At 74.6% G+C, this 16,393-nt stretch carries 15 protein-coding genes and 1 pseudogene; 4 read left to right on the forward strand and 12 right to left on the reverse strand.

Going from position 1 to position 16,393, the window contains the following annotated elements:
• Positions 1-46: 46 nt before the first annotated feature.
• The 7 genes from ACTT8P_RS13335 to ACTT8P_RS13365 form a co-directional block, all read right to left on the reverse strand.
• The gene (locus ACTT8P_RS13335; RefSeq protein WP_442831828.1) at positions 47-229 is read right to left on the reverse strand and encodes a hypothetical protein; all 183 of its coding nucleotides are present in this window, start codon (positions 227-229) and stop codon (positions 47-49) included.
• A 26-nt stretch (positions 230-255) separates the two neighbouring features.
• Positions 256-951: a hypothetical protein gene (locus ACTT8P_RS13340; RefSeq protein WP_442831829.1), complete on the reverse strand. Its 696-nt coding sequence runs from the start codon at positions 949-951 to the stop codon at positions 256-258.
• 425 nt (positions 952-1,376) lie between these two features.
• Positions 1,377-2,174, reverse strand: a complete 798-nt coding sequence (locus tag ACTT8P_RS13345) for a type III pantothenate kinase (RefSeq protein WP_403541618.1) — start codon at positions 2,172-2,174, stop codon at positions 1,377-1,379.
• Positions 2,175-2,181: 7 nt separating this feature from the next.
• Positions 2,182-3,165 (reverse strand): carboxylating nicotinate-nucleotide diphosphorylase, encoded by a 984-nt coding sequence (nadC, locus tag ACTT8P_RS13350; RefSeq protein WP_442831830.1) that lies wholly within the window; start codon positions 3,163-3,165, stop codon positions 2,182-2,184.
• Between the two features lie 4 nt (positions 3,166-3,169).
• A complete protein-coding gene (locus tag ACTT8P_RS13355) occupies positions 3,170-4,963 on the reverse strand; it encodes an L-aspartate oxidase (protein ID WP_442831831.1) in 1,794 nt (597 codons plus the stop codon).
• Positions 4,960-5,982 (reverse strand): pantoate--beta-alanine ligase, encoded by a 1,023-nt coding sequence (gene panC / locus ACTT8P_RS13360; protein ID WP_442831832.1) that lies wholly within the window; start codon positions 5,980-5,982, stop codon positions 4,960-4,962. Before panC ends, ACTT8P_RS13355 begins: the two co-directional genes overlap by 4 nt.
• Positions 5,979-7,178 carry a DUF2520 domain-containing protein gene (locus tag ACTT8P_RS13365; RefSeq protein WP_442831833.1) on the reverse strand — a complete coding sequence of 400 codons (1,200 nt, stop codon included), beginning with the start codon at positions 7,176-7,178 and terminating at the stop codon, positions 5,979-5,981. Before ACTT8P_RS13365 ends, panC begins: the two co-directional genes overlap by 4 nt.
• 187 nt (positions 7,179-7,365) lie before the next feature.
• Here ACTT8P_RS13365 and ACTT8P_RS13370 point away from each other — a divergent pair, with 187 nt between their 5' ends.
• Positions 7,366-8,556 carry a threonine aldolase family protein gene (locus ACTT8P_RS13370; RefSeq protein WP_442831834.1) on the forward strand — a complete coding sequence of 397 codons (1,191 nt, stop codon included), beginning with the start codon at positions 7,366-7,368 and terminating at the stop codon, positions 8,554-8,556.
• A 10-nt stretch (positions 8,557-8,566) separates the two neighbouring features.
• On the opposite strand, the gene ACTT8P_RS13375 is transcribed toward ACTT8P_RS13370, so the two are convergent.
• From ACTT8P_RS13375 to ACTT8P_RS13385, 3 genes are read right to left on the reverse strand one after another with little or no spacing between them, the layout of a single operon-like run.
• Positions 8,567-9,187 (reverse strand): AAA family ATPase, encoded by a 621-nt coding sequence (locus ACTT8P_RS13375; protein WP_442831835.1) that lies wholly within the window; start codon positions 9,185-9,187, stop codon positions 8,567-8,569.
• A 10-nt stretch (positions 9,188-9,197) separates the two neighbouring features.
• Entirely contained in the window at positions 9,198-9,872 is a 675-nt protein-coding gene (locus tag ACTT8P_RS13380) for a response regulator (protein ID WP_442831836.1), read from the reverse strand.
• A 45-nt stretch (positions 9,873-9,917) separates the two neighbouring features.
• Positions 9,918-11,120 (reverse strand): sensor histidine kinase, encoded by a 1,203-nt coding sequence (locus tag ACTT8P_RS13385; RefSeq protein WP_442831837.1) that lies wholly within the window; start codon positions 11,118-11,120, stop codon positions 9,918-9,920.
• 127 nt (positions 11,121-11,247) lie between these two features.
• Here ACTT8P_RS13385 and ACTT8P_RS13390 point away from each other — a divergent pair, with 127 nt between their 5' ends.
• Positions 11,248-12,264: an SAM-dependent methyltransferase gene (locus ACTT8P_RS13390; protein ID WP_442831838.1), complete on the forward strand. Its 1,017-nt coding sequence runs from the start codon at positions 11,248-11,250 to the stop codon at positions 12,262-12,264.
• Here the strand turns inward: ACTT8P_RS13390 and ACTT8P_RS13395 are convergent.
• Positions 12,229-13,380, reverse strand: coding sequence for an NADH-quinone oxidoreductase subunit D (locus ACTT8P_RS13395; RefSeq protein ID WP_442831839.1), 1,152 nt, complete (start codon positions 13,378-13,380; stop codon positions 12,229-12,231). The genes ACTT8P_RS13390 and ACTT8P_RS13395 overlap by 36 nt on opposite strands.
• Positions 13,381-13,411: 31 nt before the next feature.
• Between ACTT8P_RS13395 and ACTT8P_RS13400 the strand changes: the two genes are divergently transcribed.
• Positions 13,412-13,918, forward strand: coding sequence for a PH domain-containing protein (locus ACTT8P_RS13400; protein WP_442831840.1), 507 nt, complete (start codon positions 13,412-13,414; stop codon positions 13,916-13,918).
• Entirely contained in the window at positions 13,915-15,249 is a 1,335-nt protein-coding gene (locus ACTT8P_RS13405; protein WP_442831841.1) for a PH domain-containing protein, read from the forward strand. The genes ACTT8P_RS13400 and ACTT8P_RS13405 overlap by 4 nt, the downstream gene beginning before the upstream one ends.
• Before the next feature lie 289 nt (positions 15,250-15,538).
• Here the strand turns inward: ACTT8P_RS13405 and ACTT8P_RS13410 are convergent.
• A pseudogene (locus ACTT8P_RS13410) lies at positions 15,539-16,393 on the reverse strand (hypothetical protein); the annotation flags it as partial.

A 16,393-nucleotide genomic window follows, 5' to 3' on the forward strand; every position in this document is an offset into this window, starting at 1 on the left:
CGAGGCGTGCTGGACGTGCGGTTTACCGGCAAATGGGATGAAGGGCTCAGACCTCGGTGTGCGGGGCGGACGGCCGGCGGGCGGCCTCCGACTGGGCGAGGGCGGCGTCGACGGCCGCGTCCTCCTTGGCCTTGTTGGCGCCGCCCTGGGTCTTCACGATCACCCTGATCACGGCGATGAAGAGCACGGCCATGACGACCGGGGGCACGAGCGCGGAGACGTAGTCCATGACCCCAGGGTAGCCACCGGGTCGGCTCAGCCTGCCGCGAGGTGCTGTCCGGGGGGCGGCGGGGGCGGGGCCGGCTTGCGGCGGGGGAAGACCTCGCCGGGGGTGGGGACGGGGCGCTTGGGGGTGGCGGGGGGCGGTGAGGTGGGGCGGGGCTGGGGCTGCGGTTGGCGCTGAGGCTGGGGCTGGGGGGTGCCGGGCTTCTCGGCGGGGCCGCCGTGCGGGACGGCGAGCAGGCGGGTGCGGGCGGCGGGGATGGCGGGGATGGCGGGGGTGGTGGGGGCGGGGGTGCCGAGGGTGGCTGTGACGGGGGTGGCTGTGACAGGGGTGGCTGTGACGGGGGTGGCTGTGACGGAGGTGGGGGTCTGGCAGCGTCCGAGGAGGGCGGCGGCGGTGGGGTTGCCGCGGAGGGCGCCGAGGGCGGCGAGGTCGTCCCGGGTCGGGCGGTGGCCGGCGCCGAGGGCCTCGTCGAGGAGGGCGAGGTAGCCGGTGGCGGTGCCGGGGAGGGCGGCGCGGTACCGGGCGAGGTCGGCCAGGAGGAAGGTGCGCAGCCGGGCGCTCTCCCGCGTCGCCTCGTCGAGCGACTCGGCCAGGCGGAGGCAGTCCTGGGCGTCCTCGGCCGAGACGGGGCTGGGGTTCAGGGCGAGGGCGAGGGCGCGGCGGAGCACACGCAGCTCCTCCACACCGAACGCCAGGCCGCCGCGGGATCCGTATGGCGTGGGCATGCGGCGACGATACGCGCTAATCAGACAAACTCGGCACAGGGTGAGAGGTGTGGCGTATCGGTCCCACTCGGGTGGGGGTGGGATGCCTGCGGCGGCCTGCGCGGGTGGGGTGGGGGTGCGCGTAGCGCCCTCGGTTTGGTGGTGGGTCGGGGCCGGGGTGGGGGGTGTCCGTCCTCGGAACGGCGCGGAATGGGTCTGTTACGGGGGTGGAACGGGTTGACGCGCCAACCGCTGCGGGCGGACACCCCCCACCCCGTCCCCTTTCCGCCGTACGCGACTGCGGGTACGTACCCGCCCAACCGCGGGCAGTCGTGCCTCCCCCCGTGCCTGAACGGCCTGGGAGGTACCCCCAGGGGCGGCACGGGTGGGCGCGGCGGCGCCCGGCCAGCGCCGGGTCGCGCCATACCCCCTGCCCAACCCCGCCGTCAGAGCCGGGACACGTTTCGCTCATAGACCAGGCGGAGGCCGATCAGGGTCAGCCACGGCTCGTGTTCGTCGATGACCGAGGACTCGCCCAGGACCATGGGGGCCAGTCCGCCGGTCGCGATGACCGTGACGTCGTCGGGGTCGTCGGCCAGCTCGCGGGCCATCCGGCCGACCACCCCGTCGACCTGGCCGGCGAAGCCGTACACGATGCCCGCCTGCATCGCCTCGACCGTGTTCTTGCCGATCACGCTGCGCGGGCGGGCCACCTCGATCTTGCGGAGTTGCGCGCCCTTGACGCCGAGCGCGTCGACCGAGATCTCGATGCCGGGCGCGATGACCCCGCCGACGTACTCGCCGCGCGCGGACACCGCGTCGAACGTCGTCGCCGTGCCGAAGTCGACGACGACGGCGGGGCCGCCGTAGAGGTCGACGGCGGCCACCGCGTTGATGATGCGGTCGGCGCCGACCTCCTTGGGGTTGTCGGTGAGGATCGGGACGCCCGTCTTGACGCCCGGTTCGACGAGGACGGCCGGGACGTCGCCGTAGTAGCGGCGGGTCACCTCGCGCAGTTCGTGCAGGACGGACGGGACGGTCGCGCAGATGGCGATGCCGTCGATGCCGTCGCCCAGTTCGTCGCCGAGCAGCGGGTGCATGCCCATCAGGCCCTGGAGCAGGACCGCCAGCTCGTCGGCGGTGCGGCGGGCGTCGGTGGAAATGCGCCAGTGTTCGACGATCTCGTCGCCGTCGAAGAGACCGAGGACGGTGTGGGTGTTTCCTACGTCGATCGTCAGCAGCATGGTCCGTCTACTCCGCCGGGCGCAGGTCGAGGCCGATGTCGAGGACGGGCGAGGAGTGCGTGAGGGCTCCTACGGCCAGGTAGTCGACGCCGGTCGCGGCGTAGGTCTTGGCGTTGTCGATGGTGAGGCGGCCGGAGGCTTCGAGGGCGGCTCGGCCGTCCACCAGGGCGACCGCCTCCTCGCATTCGCCGGGGGTGAAGTTGTCCAGGAGGATCAGGTCGGCGCCCGTCTCCAGCACCTCGCGGAGCTGGTGCAGGGTGTCGACCTCGACCTCGATGGGCAGGTCGGGGAAGCGGTCGCGGACCGCCTGGAAGGCCGCCGCGACGCCGCCGGCCGCCACCACGTGGTTGTCCTTGACCAGGGCCGCGTCCGAGAGGGACATGCGGTGGTTGACGCCGCCGCCGCAGCGGACCGCGTACTTCTCCAGGCTGCGCAGGCCGGGGGTGGTCTTGCGGGTGTCGCGGACCTTCGTCTCCGTACCCTCCAGGGCGTCCGCCCACGCGCGGGTGGCCGTCGCGATGCCGGAGAGGCGGCACAGGATGTTCAGCGCGCTGCGTTCGGCGGTGAGCAGGTCGCGGGTGAGGGAGGTGACGGAGAGGAGGGTCTGGTTCGGCTCGACGCGGTCGCCGTCCTCCACGTGGCGTTCCACTTCGAATTCGTCCGTGCAGACGACGGACAGGACCGCCTCGGCGACCCTGAGGCCGGCCACGACACCGGCCTCGCGGGCGGTGAAGTCGGCGGTGGAGACCGCGTCCTCGGGGATGGTGGCGACCGTCGTCACGTCCACGCCGCCGGCCAGGTCCTCCTGGACGGCGACGTTGGCGATGTCCTCGATCTCCACCGGGTCGAGGCCGGCCTCGGTCAGGAGCTGGGCGAGCGCGGGGTCCAGGCCGCACTCCAGGTAGTCCTCGTCTTCGGCGGTACCGGCTCCGCAGGCGCAGCCGTCGCCGCAGCCTCCGTCGGGGGCGAGGGGGAGGTCGTGGGTGGTCACGTCGTCACTGCTCCTGGGGAGGTCGGGGGTTTCGCCGCGCCGGCTGTCCGGTCGGGGGAAAGTCTGCGGTCTGTGTGGTGTGCACGGCGAGGGCACGGTCCGGGTTCAGGCGTACGACGATGTGGCGGCGCCAGCTGTCGTCGTCCCGGTCGGGGGTGTCCTCGCGCCAGTGGCAGCCCCGGGTCTCGGTGCGCAGCGCGGCGGCGGTGAGCAGGGCGCTGGCCACGCACAGGAGGTTGGTGGTCTCCCAGGTGTCGACACCCGGCTCGGTGGTCTTGCCGTGCACGTCGAGGGCCTCGCGGGCCTGGTCGTGGAGGTGCTGGAGGCGGTCGGCCGCCCGGGTGAGGGACTCGGCGGAACGCAGCACACCGGCGCCCTCGGTCATGATCCGCTGGAGGGTGAAGCGGGCCTCCGGGGGGAGCAGGGGGTGCGGGTCGCGGGCCGGTGCGGGGGTGTGCGGCGGGCGGGGGGTGAGGGTGCCGGACGCCTTGCGGGCGGCCAGGTCGGCGGCGATGCGTTCGGCGTAGACCAGGCCTTCCAGGAGGCTGTTGGAGGCCAGCCGGTTGGCGCCGTGCACGCCGGTGCAGGCGGTCTCGCCGCACGCGTAGAGGCCGGGGACGGTGGTGCGGCCAGTGGCGTCGGTGCGGACGCCGCCGGAGGCGTAGTGCGCGGCGGGGGCCACCGGGATGGGTTCGGTGACCGGGTCGATGCCGTGGGCCCGGCAGGCGGCGAGGATGGTCGGGAAGCGGGTCTCCCACATGGCCCGGCCGAAGTGGCGGGCGTCCAGGTACATGTGCTCGGCCCGCTGTTCGAGCATCCGGCGGGTGATGGCCTTGGCGACGATGTCCCGGGGGGCCAGTTCGGCCAGTTCGTGCTGCCCGAGCATGAAGCGGGTGCCGGCCGCGTCGACCAGGTGGGCGCCCTCGCCGCGGACCGCCTCCGAGACCAGCGGCTGCTGGCCCTCCGCGTCCGGGCCGAGGAAGAGCACGGTGGGGTGGAACTGGACGAATTCGAGGTCGCTGACCTCCGCGCCGGCGCGCAGGGCGAGGGCCACTCCGTCGCCGGTGGAGACGGACGGGTTGGTCGTCGCCGAGAAGACCTGGCCCATGCCGCCGGTGGCGAGGACGACGGCGGGGGCGTGCACCGCGCCCACGCCGTCGTGCTGGCCCTCGCCCATGACGTGCAGGGTGACGCCGGCGGTGTGGCCCTCGGCGTCCGTGAGGAGGTCCAGGACGAGCGCGTTCTCGACGGTCGGGATGGTGCGGGCGCGGACCGCCTCGACCAGGGCACGGGAGATCTCCGCGCCCGTGGCGTCGCCGCCCGCGTGGGCGATGCGGCGGCGGTGGTGGCCGCCCTCCCGGGTCAGCTCCAGGGCGCCGTCGGCCGCTTCGTCGAAGTGCGCGCCGGTCGCGATCAGGCGGCGTACGGCGTCGGGGCCCTCGGTGACGAGGATGCGCACCGCCTCCTCGTCGCACAGGCCGGCGCCCGCGACCAGGGTGTCGTCCAGGTGCTGGGCGGGGGTGTCGCCCTCGCCGAGGGCCGCCGCGATGCCGCCCTGCGCCCAGCGGGTGGAGCCGGCGTCCAGCCGGGCCTTGGTGACGACGACGGGACGCAGTCCGGCCGCCTCGCAGCGCAGCGCGGCCGTGAGACCGGCCACGCCGGAGCCGACCACGACCACGTCCGCGTCGAGGGACCAGCCGGGGGTGGGAGCGTGCAGTCGCGGTCGCGGTTCCGGTCGCTGATGCGGTCGCGGTTCCGGTCGCTGATGCGGTCGCGCTGGTATGCCTGTGCCGGTCATACGGCGGCTCCGGGAGTGGTGGCGAAGGTGAGGGGGAGGTTGTCGATCAGGCGGGTGGTGCCGACCCGGGCGGCGACGGCGAGGACGGCCTCGCCGGTGAAGTCCTCGTCGACCTCGGTGAAGTCGGCGGGGTCCACCAGGGCCAGGTAGTCCAGGAGCAGCGGCGGGGTGGCGCGGGCCGCGTCGTCCAGCACCGCGCGGGCGGCGGCGCGGACGGCCGCCGGGCCGCTGCCGGTGTGCGGGGCGGCCTGCGCGACGGCGTGCGTGTCGGCCGCCGCGCGGGACTCGCCGAGCCTGCCGAGCGCGTCGGCCCGCGCCTGTGTGGCGGGCACCTCGCGGGCCCGGGCGCGCAGCGCCTCCTGGGCGGCGTGCCGGTCACGGCCGGCGAACAGGGCCGCGGACAGGGCGAGGGCGGTACGCCGTTCCGCGGCCGAGAGGTAGCGGTTGCGGCTGGAGAGGGCGAGGCCGTCCGCCTCGCGGACGGTGGGGACGGCGACGATCTCGATGCCGAAGTTCAGGTCGCGGACCATGCGGCGGATCAGCGCGAGCTGCTGGGCGTCCTTCTGCCCGAACAGCGCGGCGTCCGGGCGGGTCAGGTGCAGCATCTTGGCGACGACCGTGAGCATGCCGTCGAAGTGGCCGGGGCGGGCGGCGCCCTCCAGGCGTTCGCCCATCGGGCCGGCGGAGACGCGGACCTGGGGTTCGCCGCCCGGGTAGACCTCGTCGGCGGACGGGGCGAAGACGGCGTCGGCACCGGCTTGTGCGGCCAGCGCGAGGTCGGCGTCCAGGGTGCGCGGGTAGCGGTCGAGGTCCTCGCCGGCGCCGAACTGGAGCGGGTTGACGAAGACCGTGACGACCACCTCGCCGTCCGGGCCGGCCAGCTCGCGGGCGGCGCGGATCAGGGTGGCGTGGCCCTCGTGCAGGGCGCCCATCGTCATCACCAGGGCGCGGCGGCCCCGGCGCTCGCGCGCGTGCAGTTCGGCGGCGGTGCCGAGGAGGACGGTGGCGGCGGCGGTCATCGTGCGGTCCCTTCGGGGCCTTGGGTGCCTTCGGGGTGATCGGGGCCTTGGGTGCCTTCGGGGTGTTCGTGGGCTTGGGGGGCTTCGGGGGCTTGGGGGGCTTCGGGGGCTTCGGGGGCTTGGGGGGTTTCAGGGGTTTCGGGGGTTTCGGGGGTTTCGAGGGCTCCTTCGGGGGCGCTTTCCGGGGCTTGGGGGCCTTCAGATCCCTGGGTGTCTTCGGGGTCGTTCCCGTTCCCCCCGGCGCTCCCGTTCCCCCCGGCGCTCCCGTTCCCCCCGGCGCTCCCGTTCCCCTCCGCTCCCCCGGCGAGTACGCCGAGCAGGTCCTCGGCGAGCCGTGGTTCCAGCAGGCCGTGGGCCAGGGCCCGGTCGGCGGTCGCGCGGGCCATCGCCAGGTAGCCGGCGACGGTGGCCGGGGCGTGCGCGCGCAGTTCCTCGATGTGCGCGGCCACCGTGCCCGCGTCCCCGCGCGCGACCGGGCCGGTCAGGGCCGCGTCGCCGGAGCGCAGGGCGTTGTCCAGGGCCGCGCCGAGCAGCGGGCCGAGCATCCGGTCGGGGGCGCCGACGCCGGCGGTGCGCAGCAGTTCCAGGGACTGGGCGACCAGGGTGACCAGGTGGTTGGCGCCGAGGGCGAGGGCCGCGTGGTACAGCGGGCGCTTCTCCTCGTCGATCCACTCCGGCTCGCCGCCCATCTCGATGACCAGGGCCTCGGCGGCCAGCCGCAGTTCGTCGGGCGCGGTGACGCCGAAGGAGCAGCCGGCCAGCCGCTGTACGTCGACGGGGGTGCCGGTGAAGGTCATCGCCGGGTGCAGGGCCAGCGGCAGGGCGCCGGCCCGCCGGGCGGGGTCCAGGACCCGGGTGCCGAACCGTCCGGAGGTGTGCGCGAGCAACTGGCCCGGGCGGACGGCGCCGGTCTCGGCGAGGCCGGCCACCAGGGCGGGCAGGGCGTCGTCGGGGACGGTGAGCAGTACGAGTTCGGCGCGGCGCAGGACCTCGGCGGGCTCCACCAGCGGGACGTCGGGGAGCAGGGCCGCGGCGCGGCGCCGGGAGGCGTCGGAGACGCCCGAGGCGGCGACCGGGCGGTGCCCGGCGAGCTGGAGGGACGCGGCCAGCGCGGGGCCCACCCGGCCGGCGCCGACGACGCCGACGGTGAGCCGCGCGGGGCGGTCCCTGGGATCGGGTTGTGGGGTTGTGTGCACGCGACGGTGGCCTTCCCGTTCCAGTCCGCGCTGGGTACCGGACGATTTCTCGTCATGTTAACGCGATCGGTTCCGGGGCGGCCGGTTGTCCACAGGCTGTTCCTCCACAAGCTGTGGACGGATATCCGGTGTCGCGCACAGGAGGGCACCCTGCATGATCGCCTCCATGGCTGATGACGTGGCAGACATGACAGACGTGACAGATGACGCTGGGCAGAGCGGTCCGGTGACCGAGGAAGAACGCGGGCAGCGGCTGCGGAAGCGGCGCGGTGCCGCCCACCGCGGCGCGCGGCGGGTGCTCGCCCGCCCCGGCTTCCTCGGCTCGCTCCGGGGCCGGCTGGCCGTCCTGGACGGCGCCGGGGAGCTGTACGACCTGGACGAACCGGCCGACCAGTACGGCAACGGCGTCGTCACCGCCCTGGAGGAGCGGGTCGCCGCGCTGCTCGGCAAGGAGGCCGCCGCCTTCTTCCCGACCGGCACGATGGCCCAGCAGGTGGCCCTGCGCTGCTGGGCGGGGCGCACCGGCAGCCAGGTGGTCGCCCTGCACGGACTCGCCCATCCCGAGGTGCACGAACGGGACGCCTTCAGCCAGCTGAGCGGGCTGCGTCCGGTGCGGCTGACGAGCGCGCCCCGGCAGCCGACCGCCGAGGAGGTACGGGACTTCGAGGAGCCGTTCGGGACGCTGATGCTGGAGCTGCCGCTGCGCGACGCCGGGTATCTGCTGCCCACCTGGGAGGAGCTGACCGAGGTGACCGGGGCGGCCCGGGAGCGGGACGCCGTGGTCCACTTCGACGGGGCCCGCCTGTGGGAGACCAGCACGCACTTCGGCCGGCCGCTGGACGAGATCGCGGGCCTCGCGGACAGCGTCTACGTGTCGTTCTACAAGTCGCTGGACGGCTTCGGCGGCGCCGCCCTGGCCGGTCCCCGGACCCTGGTGGAGGAGGCGCGCACCTGGCGGCACCGGTACGGCGGCATGGTCTTCCAGCAGTTCCCGACGGCGCTGGCGGCACTGGCCGGGCTGGAGCGGGAGCTGCCCCGGCTGCCGGACTACGTGCGGCACGCGCGCGTGGTGGCCGACGCGCTGCGGGAGGGCTTCGCGGCGGCGGGCGTGCCGTGGGCCCGGGTCCACCCCGAGGTGCCGCACACCCACGAGTTCCAGCTCTGGCTGCCGTACGACGCCGACACCGTCACCGAGGCGGCGATCCAGCAGGGCGAGGAGACGGGTGACCTGCTCTTCTCCCGCCCCTGGGACGCGCCGGGTCCCGGTCTCGCCATGACGGAGGTCGCGGTGGGGGCCGCCGGGCTGGAGTGGACGGCACAGGACGTACGGGCGGCGGTGGCCGACTTCGTGGGGCGGCTGGATACGGATGCCTCGTAGGCAGACCCGCTCAGTCGAACCGGATGTGCCGCAGGCCGATCCCCGCCTGCCGGATCCGCGTCCGTAGCCAACCCTCGGTGTTCGGGCGGAGGCGCAGGCCGGTCAGAGCGGCGATCCGGTCGGCGGTCTCCGGGACGGTCACGCGGTCCGTCCACAGGTGTGCGGCGAACTCAGGCTCGCGCAGCCGTTCCAGGCAGTGGTCCAGCTGCCGGACGGCCCAGCTCTCGCGGGGCTTCCCGGTAGGGCGCTGAAGGGCTTCGACCACGCCCCGTTCCCGCAGCCGGCGCAGGACGGTCGCCCGGTCGGCAAGGAGCGTGACGTGCCGTACGTCGTGACCCAGTTCGCGAAGTGCGCCGACCGTCTCGGCGAAGTGGACGGGATCGGTGACCGTCATCGGGGCGATCACCACCCCGTCGTGCCGGGTGAGGGTCAGATCGAGGACCTCGGTCACGCCCTGCCGCCAGGACCGCAACTGACGGAAGTCCGCCCGCAGTCGCGGCGGCAGCATGCGGTGCAGGCCGAAACCGGGGTGCTCGGGGTCGCAGACGACACTGCCGGGCAGACGGCGGCGCAGTTCGTACGCAGTCTGGGTCTTTCCGCCGCCGAAGGGGCCGTTGATCCAGATCAGCATGCCCACGCTCTCAGCCCCGTCCGCCCGCCCGTACCAGCCCCGTCTCGTACGCCAGTACCACCACCTGTACCCGGTCCCGGAGGCCCAGCTTGGTCAGGATGCGGCCGACGTGGGTCTTCACCGTGGCCTCGGACAGGACCAGGCGGGCGGCGATCTCACCGTTGGACAGGCCCTGGGCCACCAGCACCATGACCTCCCGTTCGCGCTCGGTGAGCCGCTGGAGGCCGGCGTGCGAGGGCTGCTGGGTGCCGCTGGGCAGCATCGGGGCGAAGCGGTCCAGCAGGCGCCGGGTGGTGGAGGGGGCGACCACCGCGTCGCCGCTGTGCACCGAGCGGATGGCGGCGAGGAGTTCGGCGGGCGGCACGTCCTTGAGCAAGAAACCGGAGGCGCCCGCCTTCAGCGCCGAGAAGGCGTACTCGTCGAGGTCGAAGGTGGTCAGGATGAGCACCTTGGGAGCGCCGGGTTCGCCACAGATGCGCCGGGTGGCCTCCACGCCGTCCAGCTTGGGCATGCGGACGTCCATCAGGACGACGTCCACGGCGGTGGCGCGCAGCACCTGGAGCGCCTCGACGCCGTCCCCCGCCTCCGCCACGACCTCCATGTCCGGCTGGGCGGCGAGCACCATCCGGAACCCGGTGCGCAGCAGCGCCTGGTCGTCGACGAGCATGACGCGGATCGTCGTCATCGGGTTCTTTTCCGTTCCTGAGGGGGCGGGCTTCGCGAGTGGTCGTCAGTGGGCCGGTTTCAGGGGCAGCAGGACGCTGATGCGGAATCCTCCGCCGGGGCGCGGGCCCGCGTCCAGTGTGCCGCCCACCATGCCGACCCGTTCCCGCATGCCGATCAGGCCGTGGCCCTGGCCGTCGAGCCCGCCCTCCTCGTACATCTCGTGCGGGGCGCCCTTGCCGTCGTCCTCGACCAGCAGGCCGAGCCCGTCGTCGAAGTAGACCAGCCGGACGCTGGCCCCGGCGTTCGGACCGCCGTGCTTGCGGGTGTTGGTGAGCGCCTCCTGCACGATCCGGTACGCGGTCAGCTCGACGCCGCTGGGCAGCGGGCGCGGGGTGCCCTCGACCTCGAAGTCGACCGGCAGCCCGGAGCCCCGGCACTCCTGGACCAGGTGCTCGATCTGCTGGACGTCGGGCTGGGGGACGTACTCCCCGGCCTCCTGGTGCTCACCGGTGCGCAGGACGCCGAGCAGCCGGCGCATCTCGGCGAGCGCCTGGCGGCCGGTGGAGGAGATCGTCTCCAGGGCCTTCCTGGCCTGGTCGGGTGCCGCGTCCAGGACGTACGCGGCGCCGTCGGCCTGCACCACCATCACGGAGACGTTGTGCGCGACCACGTCGTGCAGCTCGCGGGCGATCCGGGCCCGCTCGGCGGCCACCGCGACCTTGGCCTGCGCCTCGCGCTCCTTCTCCAGCCGGGCGGCGCGCTCCTCCAGTTGCGCGAAGTAGGCGCGGCGGGTGCGGATGGAGTCGCCGAGCACCCAGGCCAGCGCGAACGGCACCGTCATGAACACGGTCAGCGCGATGTTGCCCGACACGCCCGTGTACTCGCTGGGCCAGCGCAACTGCGCCACCGGCGCCGCGCACAGCCCCATGGCCAGCGCCAGCCGGGACGCCCAGCGGGCGCCGGTGGCGGCCACCGTGTAGACGATCACCAGCATCGAGAAGTCGGCGGGCATGGTGGAGACGTTCAGCACCAGCTGCCCCGCGCCGAGCACCGCGGACAGCAGCAGCATCTTCTCCGGCAGCCGCCTGCGCACCGCCACCACCAGGCAGAGCAGCACGGCGAACGGGACGATCAGCGCCGGGGCGTCCGTCCCCCGTCCGGCCCGGCTCGCGCCCGTGGACACCAGGGACATCCCGAGCAGGACGAGGGCCCAGAAGGCGTCCACCCCGGTCGGGTGCCTGCGGAGGAAGTCGTAGAGGCGCTGCACGTAACCCAGCGTAGGGAAGCGCGATAGGTGCAGGGGTCAACCGGAGGGCCGATCCCAAGCGGGCGCGCGTACTCCGCAAGGTGGAGGCCATGCGCACCCGCACGCCCCCGCTCCGTAGCCTGAGGCGGTGACAGGAGTGGCAGCGCACGAGTGGTGGGGCTGGCGGGACGCCTGGGAGGCCGCGCTGTACGGGCCGGACGGCTTCTACCGCAGCCCCGAGGGCCCGGCCGGGCACTTCCGTACGTCGGTGCACGCGTCGCCGCTGTTCGCCGCCGCCGTGGCACGGCTGCTGTGCCGCCTCGACGAGGCGCTGGGCCGGCCGGCGGAGCTGGACTTCGTGGACATGGCGGCCGGGCGGGGGGAGCTGGCGGGCGGAGTGCTCGCCGCGCTGCCGGCCGACGTGGCCGTCCGGACCCGGGTGCACGCCGTCGAGGTCGCGGACCGACCGGCCGGGCTGGACGCCCGGATCGAGTGGCGGAGCGAGCCGCCGCGCGGTGTCACGGGGCTGCTGTTCGCCAACGAGTGGCTGGACGACGTACCGGTGGAGGTCGTGGCGACCGACGCCGACGGGGTGGCGCGGCGGGTCCTGGTGCGGAGCGACGGGGCCGAGCGGCTCGGGGAGCCGGTCGGCGGGAGCGACGCCGGGTGGCTGGCGCGCTGGTGGCCGCTGCCGCCCGAGGAGGGCCGGCGGGCCGAGATCGGGCTGCCCCGGGACACCGCCTGGGCGGCGGCGGTGGCCACCCTGGACCGAGGGCTCGCGGTCGCCGTCGACTACGCGCACACGGCGGCCGCCCGGCCGCCCTACGGGACGCTGACCGGGTTCCGCGACGGCCGGGAGACACGGCCGGTGCCGGACGGGTCCTGCGACGTCACGGCCCATGTGGCGCTGGACGCGTGTCTGCTCCCCGGCGGCCGGCTGCTGACCCAGCGCGCCGCCCTGCACGCCCTGGGCCTCTCCGGCGCGCGCCCCCCGCTCGCACTGGCGTCCAGCGACCCCGTCGCCTACGTACGCGCCCTCGCGGACGCCGGAGCGGCCGCCGAACTCACCGCCCCGGGCGGCCTCGGCGGCTTCGGCTGGCTGCTCCAGCCGGTCGGCGTCGCGGCGCCGCTACTTGTCGATGTCCCCGACCACGAAGAACAGTGACCCCAGGATCGCCACCATGTCCGCCACCAGCGTCCCGGGCAGCAGCTCGGCCAGCGCCTGGATGTTGTTGTACGAGGCCGAGCGCAGCTTCAGCCGGTACGGGGTCTTCTCGCCCTTGCTGACCAGGTAGTAGCCGTTGATGCCGAGCGGGTTCTCGGTCCACGCGTAGGTGTGGCCCTCGGGCGCCTTCAGGACCTTCGGGAGCCGCTGGTTGACCGGCCCCGGGGGCAGCTCGGCGAACCGGTCCAGGCAGGCGTCGGCGAGGTCGAGGGCGTTGTGCGTCTGCTCCAGCAGGCACTCGAAGCGGGCCAGGCAGTCGCCCTCCGCGCGGGTGACGACCCGCAGGGTGTCCTGGAGCTCCGGATAGGCCAGGTAGGGCTCGTCGCGGCGCAGGTCGAAGTCGACGCCACAGGCGCGGGCGATCGGGCCGCTCACCCCGTACGCGTGCACGGCCTCGGGCGACAGCGCGCCCACCCCCCGGGTGCGCCCCCGGAAGATCTCGTTGCCGAGCACCAGGTCGTCGAAGACGTCCATCCGGGAGCGCACCGCGGAAACGGCCGCACGCGCGCGTGCCGTCCAGCCGGCCGGCAGGTCCTCCTTGAGGCCGCCGACCCGGTTGAACATGTAGTGCATGCGCCCGCCGGAGACCTCCTCCATGACGTTCTGGAGCTCCTCGCGCTCCCGGAACGCGTGGAACATCGGCGTGATCCCGCCCAGCTCCAGCGGATAGGAGCCGAGGAACATCAGGTGGTTGAGCACCCGGTTCAGCTCGGCCAGCAGCGTGCGCAGCCAGACCGCCCGCGCGGGCACCTCCATGCCGAGCATCCGCTCCACGGCGAGCACCACGCCCAGCTCGTTGGCGAACGCCGACAGCCAGTCGTGGCGGTTGGCCAGCATGATGATCTGCCGGTAGTCGCGCGCCTCGAACAGCTTCTCCGCGCCCCGGTGCATATAGCCGATCACGGGCTCCGCGCGCAGGATGCGCTCGCCGTCCAGGACGAGCTTCAGTCGCAGCACCCCGTGCGTGGACGGGTGCTGCGGGCCGATGTTCAGCACCATGTCGGTGCTCTCCGCGGCGCCGCCGATGCCGACCATGGTCTCCGTCGTGGGAGTCATGGACCCAGTCTCCCCTACGTACGCTGGGCCCATGGAGACGGGGAGCCCGGACGACGCGGGTACGGCGACCGCGGCGCAGCCGGTGTGGACGGGACTGCCGCCGGGACTGCTGCGGATACGGCGGCTGCTGCTGACGGTGTGGCTGGGGCTGGCGGCGGTCGCCGCCGGGGTGCTGCCGGGCCTGTTCGCGGGGCCCGCCTGGGCCGCCTTCGCGCTGCTCCCGCTCGCCGCGCTGGCCTGGGGCCGGGTGCTGGTGGAGCGCAACTGGCGCTCCTGGCGGTACGCCGAGCGCGCCGACGACCTGCTGATCACGCGGGGCGTGCTGTGGCGCAAGGAGACGGTGGTGCCGTACGGGCGGATGCAGTTGGTGGAGGTGACCTCCGGGCCGGTGGAACGGTCCTTCGGGCTGGCCAGCGTGCAACTGCACACGGCCGCCGCCGCGACCGACGCCACCATTCCCGGCCTGGACCCGGCGGAGGCGGAACGGCTGCGCGACCGGCTCACCGAGCTGGGCGAGGCCCGGTCGGCGGGGCTGTGAAGACCGTCGACGAGGCGGACGGGAAGGCCGGGCAGGTCGTCGAACGGCGGCTGCACCCCGTCACCCCGCTGCGGCGCGCCTGGGCCCCGGTCGCCGTCCTGGTCGGCTGGGCCGTGCACGACCCCGACCAGGCCCAGCGCCAGCTCACCCGGCTGACCACGGCCACCCTGCTGATCGGCCTCGCCGTCCTGATCCCGGCCGTCGCCCTCTACGGCTTCCTGACCTGGTGGTTCACCCACTACGCGGTGACTGGCACGGAACTGCGGATCCGCACCGGGCTGCTCTTCAGGCGCACCGCGCACATCCGGCTCGAACGCATCCAGGCCGTCGACATCACCCAGCCGCTGCTGGCCCGGGTGGTGGGCGTGGCCAAACTCAGACTCGACGTGGTGGGCACCGACAAGAAGGACGAACTGGCCTTCCTGGGCGCCGAGCACGCCCGCGCGCTGCGCGCCGAACTGCTCGCCCGCGCGGCCGGTTTCGCCCCCGAGGCCGCCGCCGGGGTCGGCGAGGCCCCGTCCCGGCAGCTGCTGCGCGTACCGCCCGGGGTCATCGCCGTCTCCCTGCTGCTCACCGGCGCCACCTGGGGCACGCTGCTGGCCGCCGTGATCGTACCGACGCTGCTGTGGCTGGCCACCCACAGCCTGTGGACGGTACTGGCGACCGCCGTACCGCTGCTGGGCGGCGCGGGCGCGAGCAGCGTGGGACGGTTCGTCGGCGAGTACGACTGGACGCTGGCCGAGTCACCGGACGGGCTCCGCATCGACCACGGGCTGCTGGACCGCACCCACGAGACGGTGCCGCCGGGGCGGGTGCAGACGGTACGGATCGTGGAACCGGTGCTGTGGCGGCGCCGGGGCTGGGTCCGGGTCGAACTCGACGTGGCCGGCTCCGCCAACTCCGTCCTCCTCCCGGTCGCCCCGCGCGCGATCGCCGAGTCCGTCGTCGCGCGGGTGCTGCCCGGGGTGACGGTGCCGCCGCCCGCCGCCCTCGCGCCCGCGCCGCGCCGCGCGGGGCGCCGGGTGCCGCTGTGGCGGCGTGGCTACGGGCTGGCCGTGACCGACGAGGTGTTCGCCGCGCGGTACGGGCTGCTGCGGCGGGTCCTGGCCCTGGTCCCGCACGCCAAGGCGCAGAGCGTCCGGCTCACCCAGGGCCCCTGGCAGCGGGCGCTGCGGCTGGCGAACGTACGGGTGGACACGGGGGCCAACAAGACGGTGACGGCGTGGCAGCGGGACGCCGGAGAGGCGGCGGAACTGCTGCGCACCCAGGCGGAACGCTCCCGCACGGGGAGGCGGGACGCGGGGCCGGATCGGTGGATGGCGGGGGGTTGATCCGGAGGGCTGGTGCGGGCCCCCCGGGGGGCACGATCCGGGGGCTGGTCCGGGGGAGGGCTGGTCCGGGGGAGGGCTGGTCCGGGGGAGGGCTGGTCCGGGCGTGCCTATGCGGGCGGGACCGCTGCGAGCGGGGCTAACGCGGACCGGGCTGCTGCTGGCGCGAGCACGACTGGCGCGAGCCCGACTGACGCGAGCCCGACTGACGCGGGCACGGCTGACGCGAGCAGCCGTCCGACGGGCCGCCGCAGGGCACCCGTCCCACAGGACCCCGCGACACGACCGTCCGTCAGGACACCGCGCTGCGCAGCCCTTCCATGTCGATCTGCTCGGTCTCGTCGTGCGCCGTCAGGTCGATGACCTGGCCCACGCCCCGGGACTCCGCGCCGGCCGGCTTGAACCCGGCCTCCTCCTCGGCCTTGTGCAGGGCGAGGGCCTCCTGGCCCACCACGTCGGCCAGATCCTCGTTCTGGACGGACTCCAGGGCGCCGGCGGCGCCGTCCGCCCCCGCGCCGGGCTGCTGCGGCTTCTTGTTGCCGAAGAAGTCGAAGCCGCCCTCGGCCACCGGGCGCCGCGCGGGTGCCGCGGCCGGCACGACGGCCACCGCGGTCGGCACGGTGAAGTGCCCAAGGGCCCGCCGCGTGGGCTGGGCGGGCTGCTCCGGCCCGTTCGTGTCCTCCGGGTCCGCCACCGCGCGCTGGTGCCCGTCGGCCGCCTCGGGGCCCTGCGGCGCCCGGGGGCCTTCCGGCGCCCGGGAACCCTCCGGCGCCTCGGCTCCGTCCGACGTCCCGTCCCGCGAGGCGCCGGGCTCGGCCGCCGCGTCGGTCTCCCGGCCGCCGCCACCGCCGCCGTCCCCGTCGTCACCGCCGTCCCCGTCGGCGTCGGTCCGGATGCCGCCGTCGCCGTCACCGTCGCCGTCCGCGCGCACCTCCGTGTCGGCGTCCAGCCGGGCCAGCGCCGACCGGGCCCGCAGGAACAGCCGGGAACCCTCCGGCGAGAAGACCGCGGGCGCCGCCACATCCCCGGCCCCGGACTCCGGCTCCGGCTTCCTCTCCGCCTTCGGACCTTCCGCCTTCGGACCTTCCGCCTTCGGACCTTCCGCCTTCGGACCTTCCGCCTTCGGACCTTCCGCCTTCGGACCTTC

Source organism: Streptomyces sp. JW3 (genome assembly GCF_052216785.1).
Taxonomy (GTDB): Bacteria; Actinomycetota; Actinomycetes; order Streptomycetales; family Streptomycetaceae; genus Streptomyces.

What these genes read in the sequence shown, in the direction of transcription:
- ACTT8P_RS13335 (WP_442831828.1), bottom strand. Translation starts at nt 229, where the DNA reads ATGGACTACGTCTCCGCGCTCGTGCCCCCGGTCGTCATGGCCGTGCTC.
- ACTT8P_RS13340 (WP_442831829.1), bottom strand. Translation starts at nt 951, where the DNA reads ATGCCCACGCCATACGGATCCCGCGGCGGCCTGGCGTTCGGTGTGGAG.
- ACTT8P_RS13345 (WP_403541618.1), bottom strand. Translation starts at nt 2,174, where the DNA reads ATGCTGCTGACGATCGACGTAGGAAACACCCACACCGTCCTCGGTCTC.
- ACTT8P_RS13355 (WP_442831831.1), bottom strand. Translation starts at nt 4,963, where the DNA reads ATGACCGGCACAGGCATACCAGCGCGACCGCATCAGCGACCGGAACCG.
- panC (WP_442831832.1), bottom strand. Translation starts at nt 5,982, where the DNA reads ATGACCGCCGCCGCCACCGTCCTCCTCGGCACCGCCGCCGAACTGCAC.
- ACTT8P_RS13370 (WP_442831834.1), top strand. Translation starts at nt 7,366, where the DNA reads ATGACAGACGTGACAGATGACGCTGGGCAGAGCGGTCCGGTGACCGAG.
- ACTT8P_RS13375 (WP_442831835.1), bottom strand. Translation starts at nt 9,187, where the DNA reads ATGCTGATCTGGATCAACGGCCCCTTCGGCGGCGGAAAGACCCAGACT.
- ACTT8P_RS13380 (WP_442831836.1), bottom strand. Translation starts at nt 9,872, where the DNA reads ATGACGACGATCCGCGTCATGCTCGTCGACGACCAGGCGCTGCTGCGC.
- ACTT8P_RS13395 (WP_442831839.1), bottom strand. Translation starts at nt 13,380, where the DNA reads ATGACTCCCACGACGGAGACCATGGTCGGCATCGGCGGCGCCGCGGAG.
- ACTT8P_RS13400 (WP_442831840.1), top strand. Translation starts at nt 13,412, where the DNA reads ATGGAGACGGGGAGCCCGGACGACGCGGGTACGGCGACCGCGGCGCAG.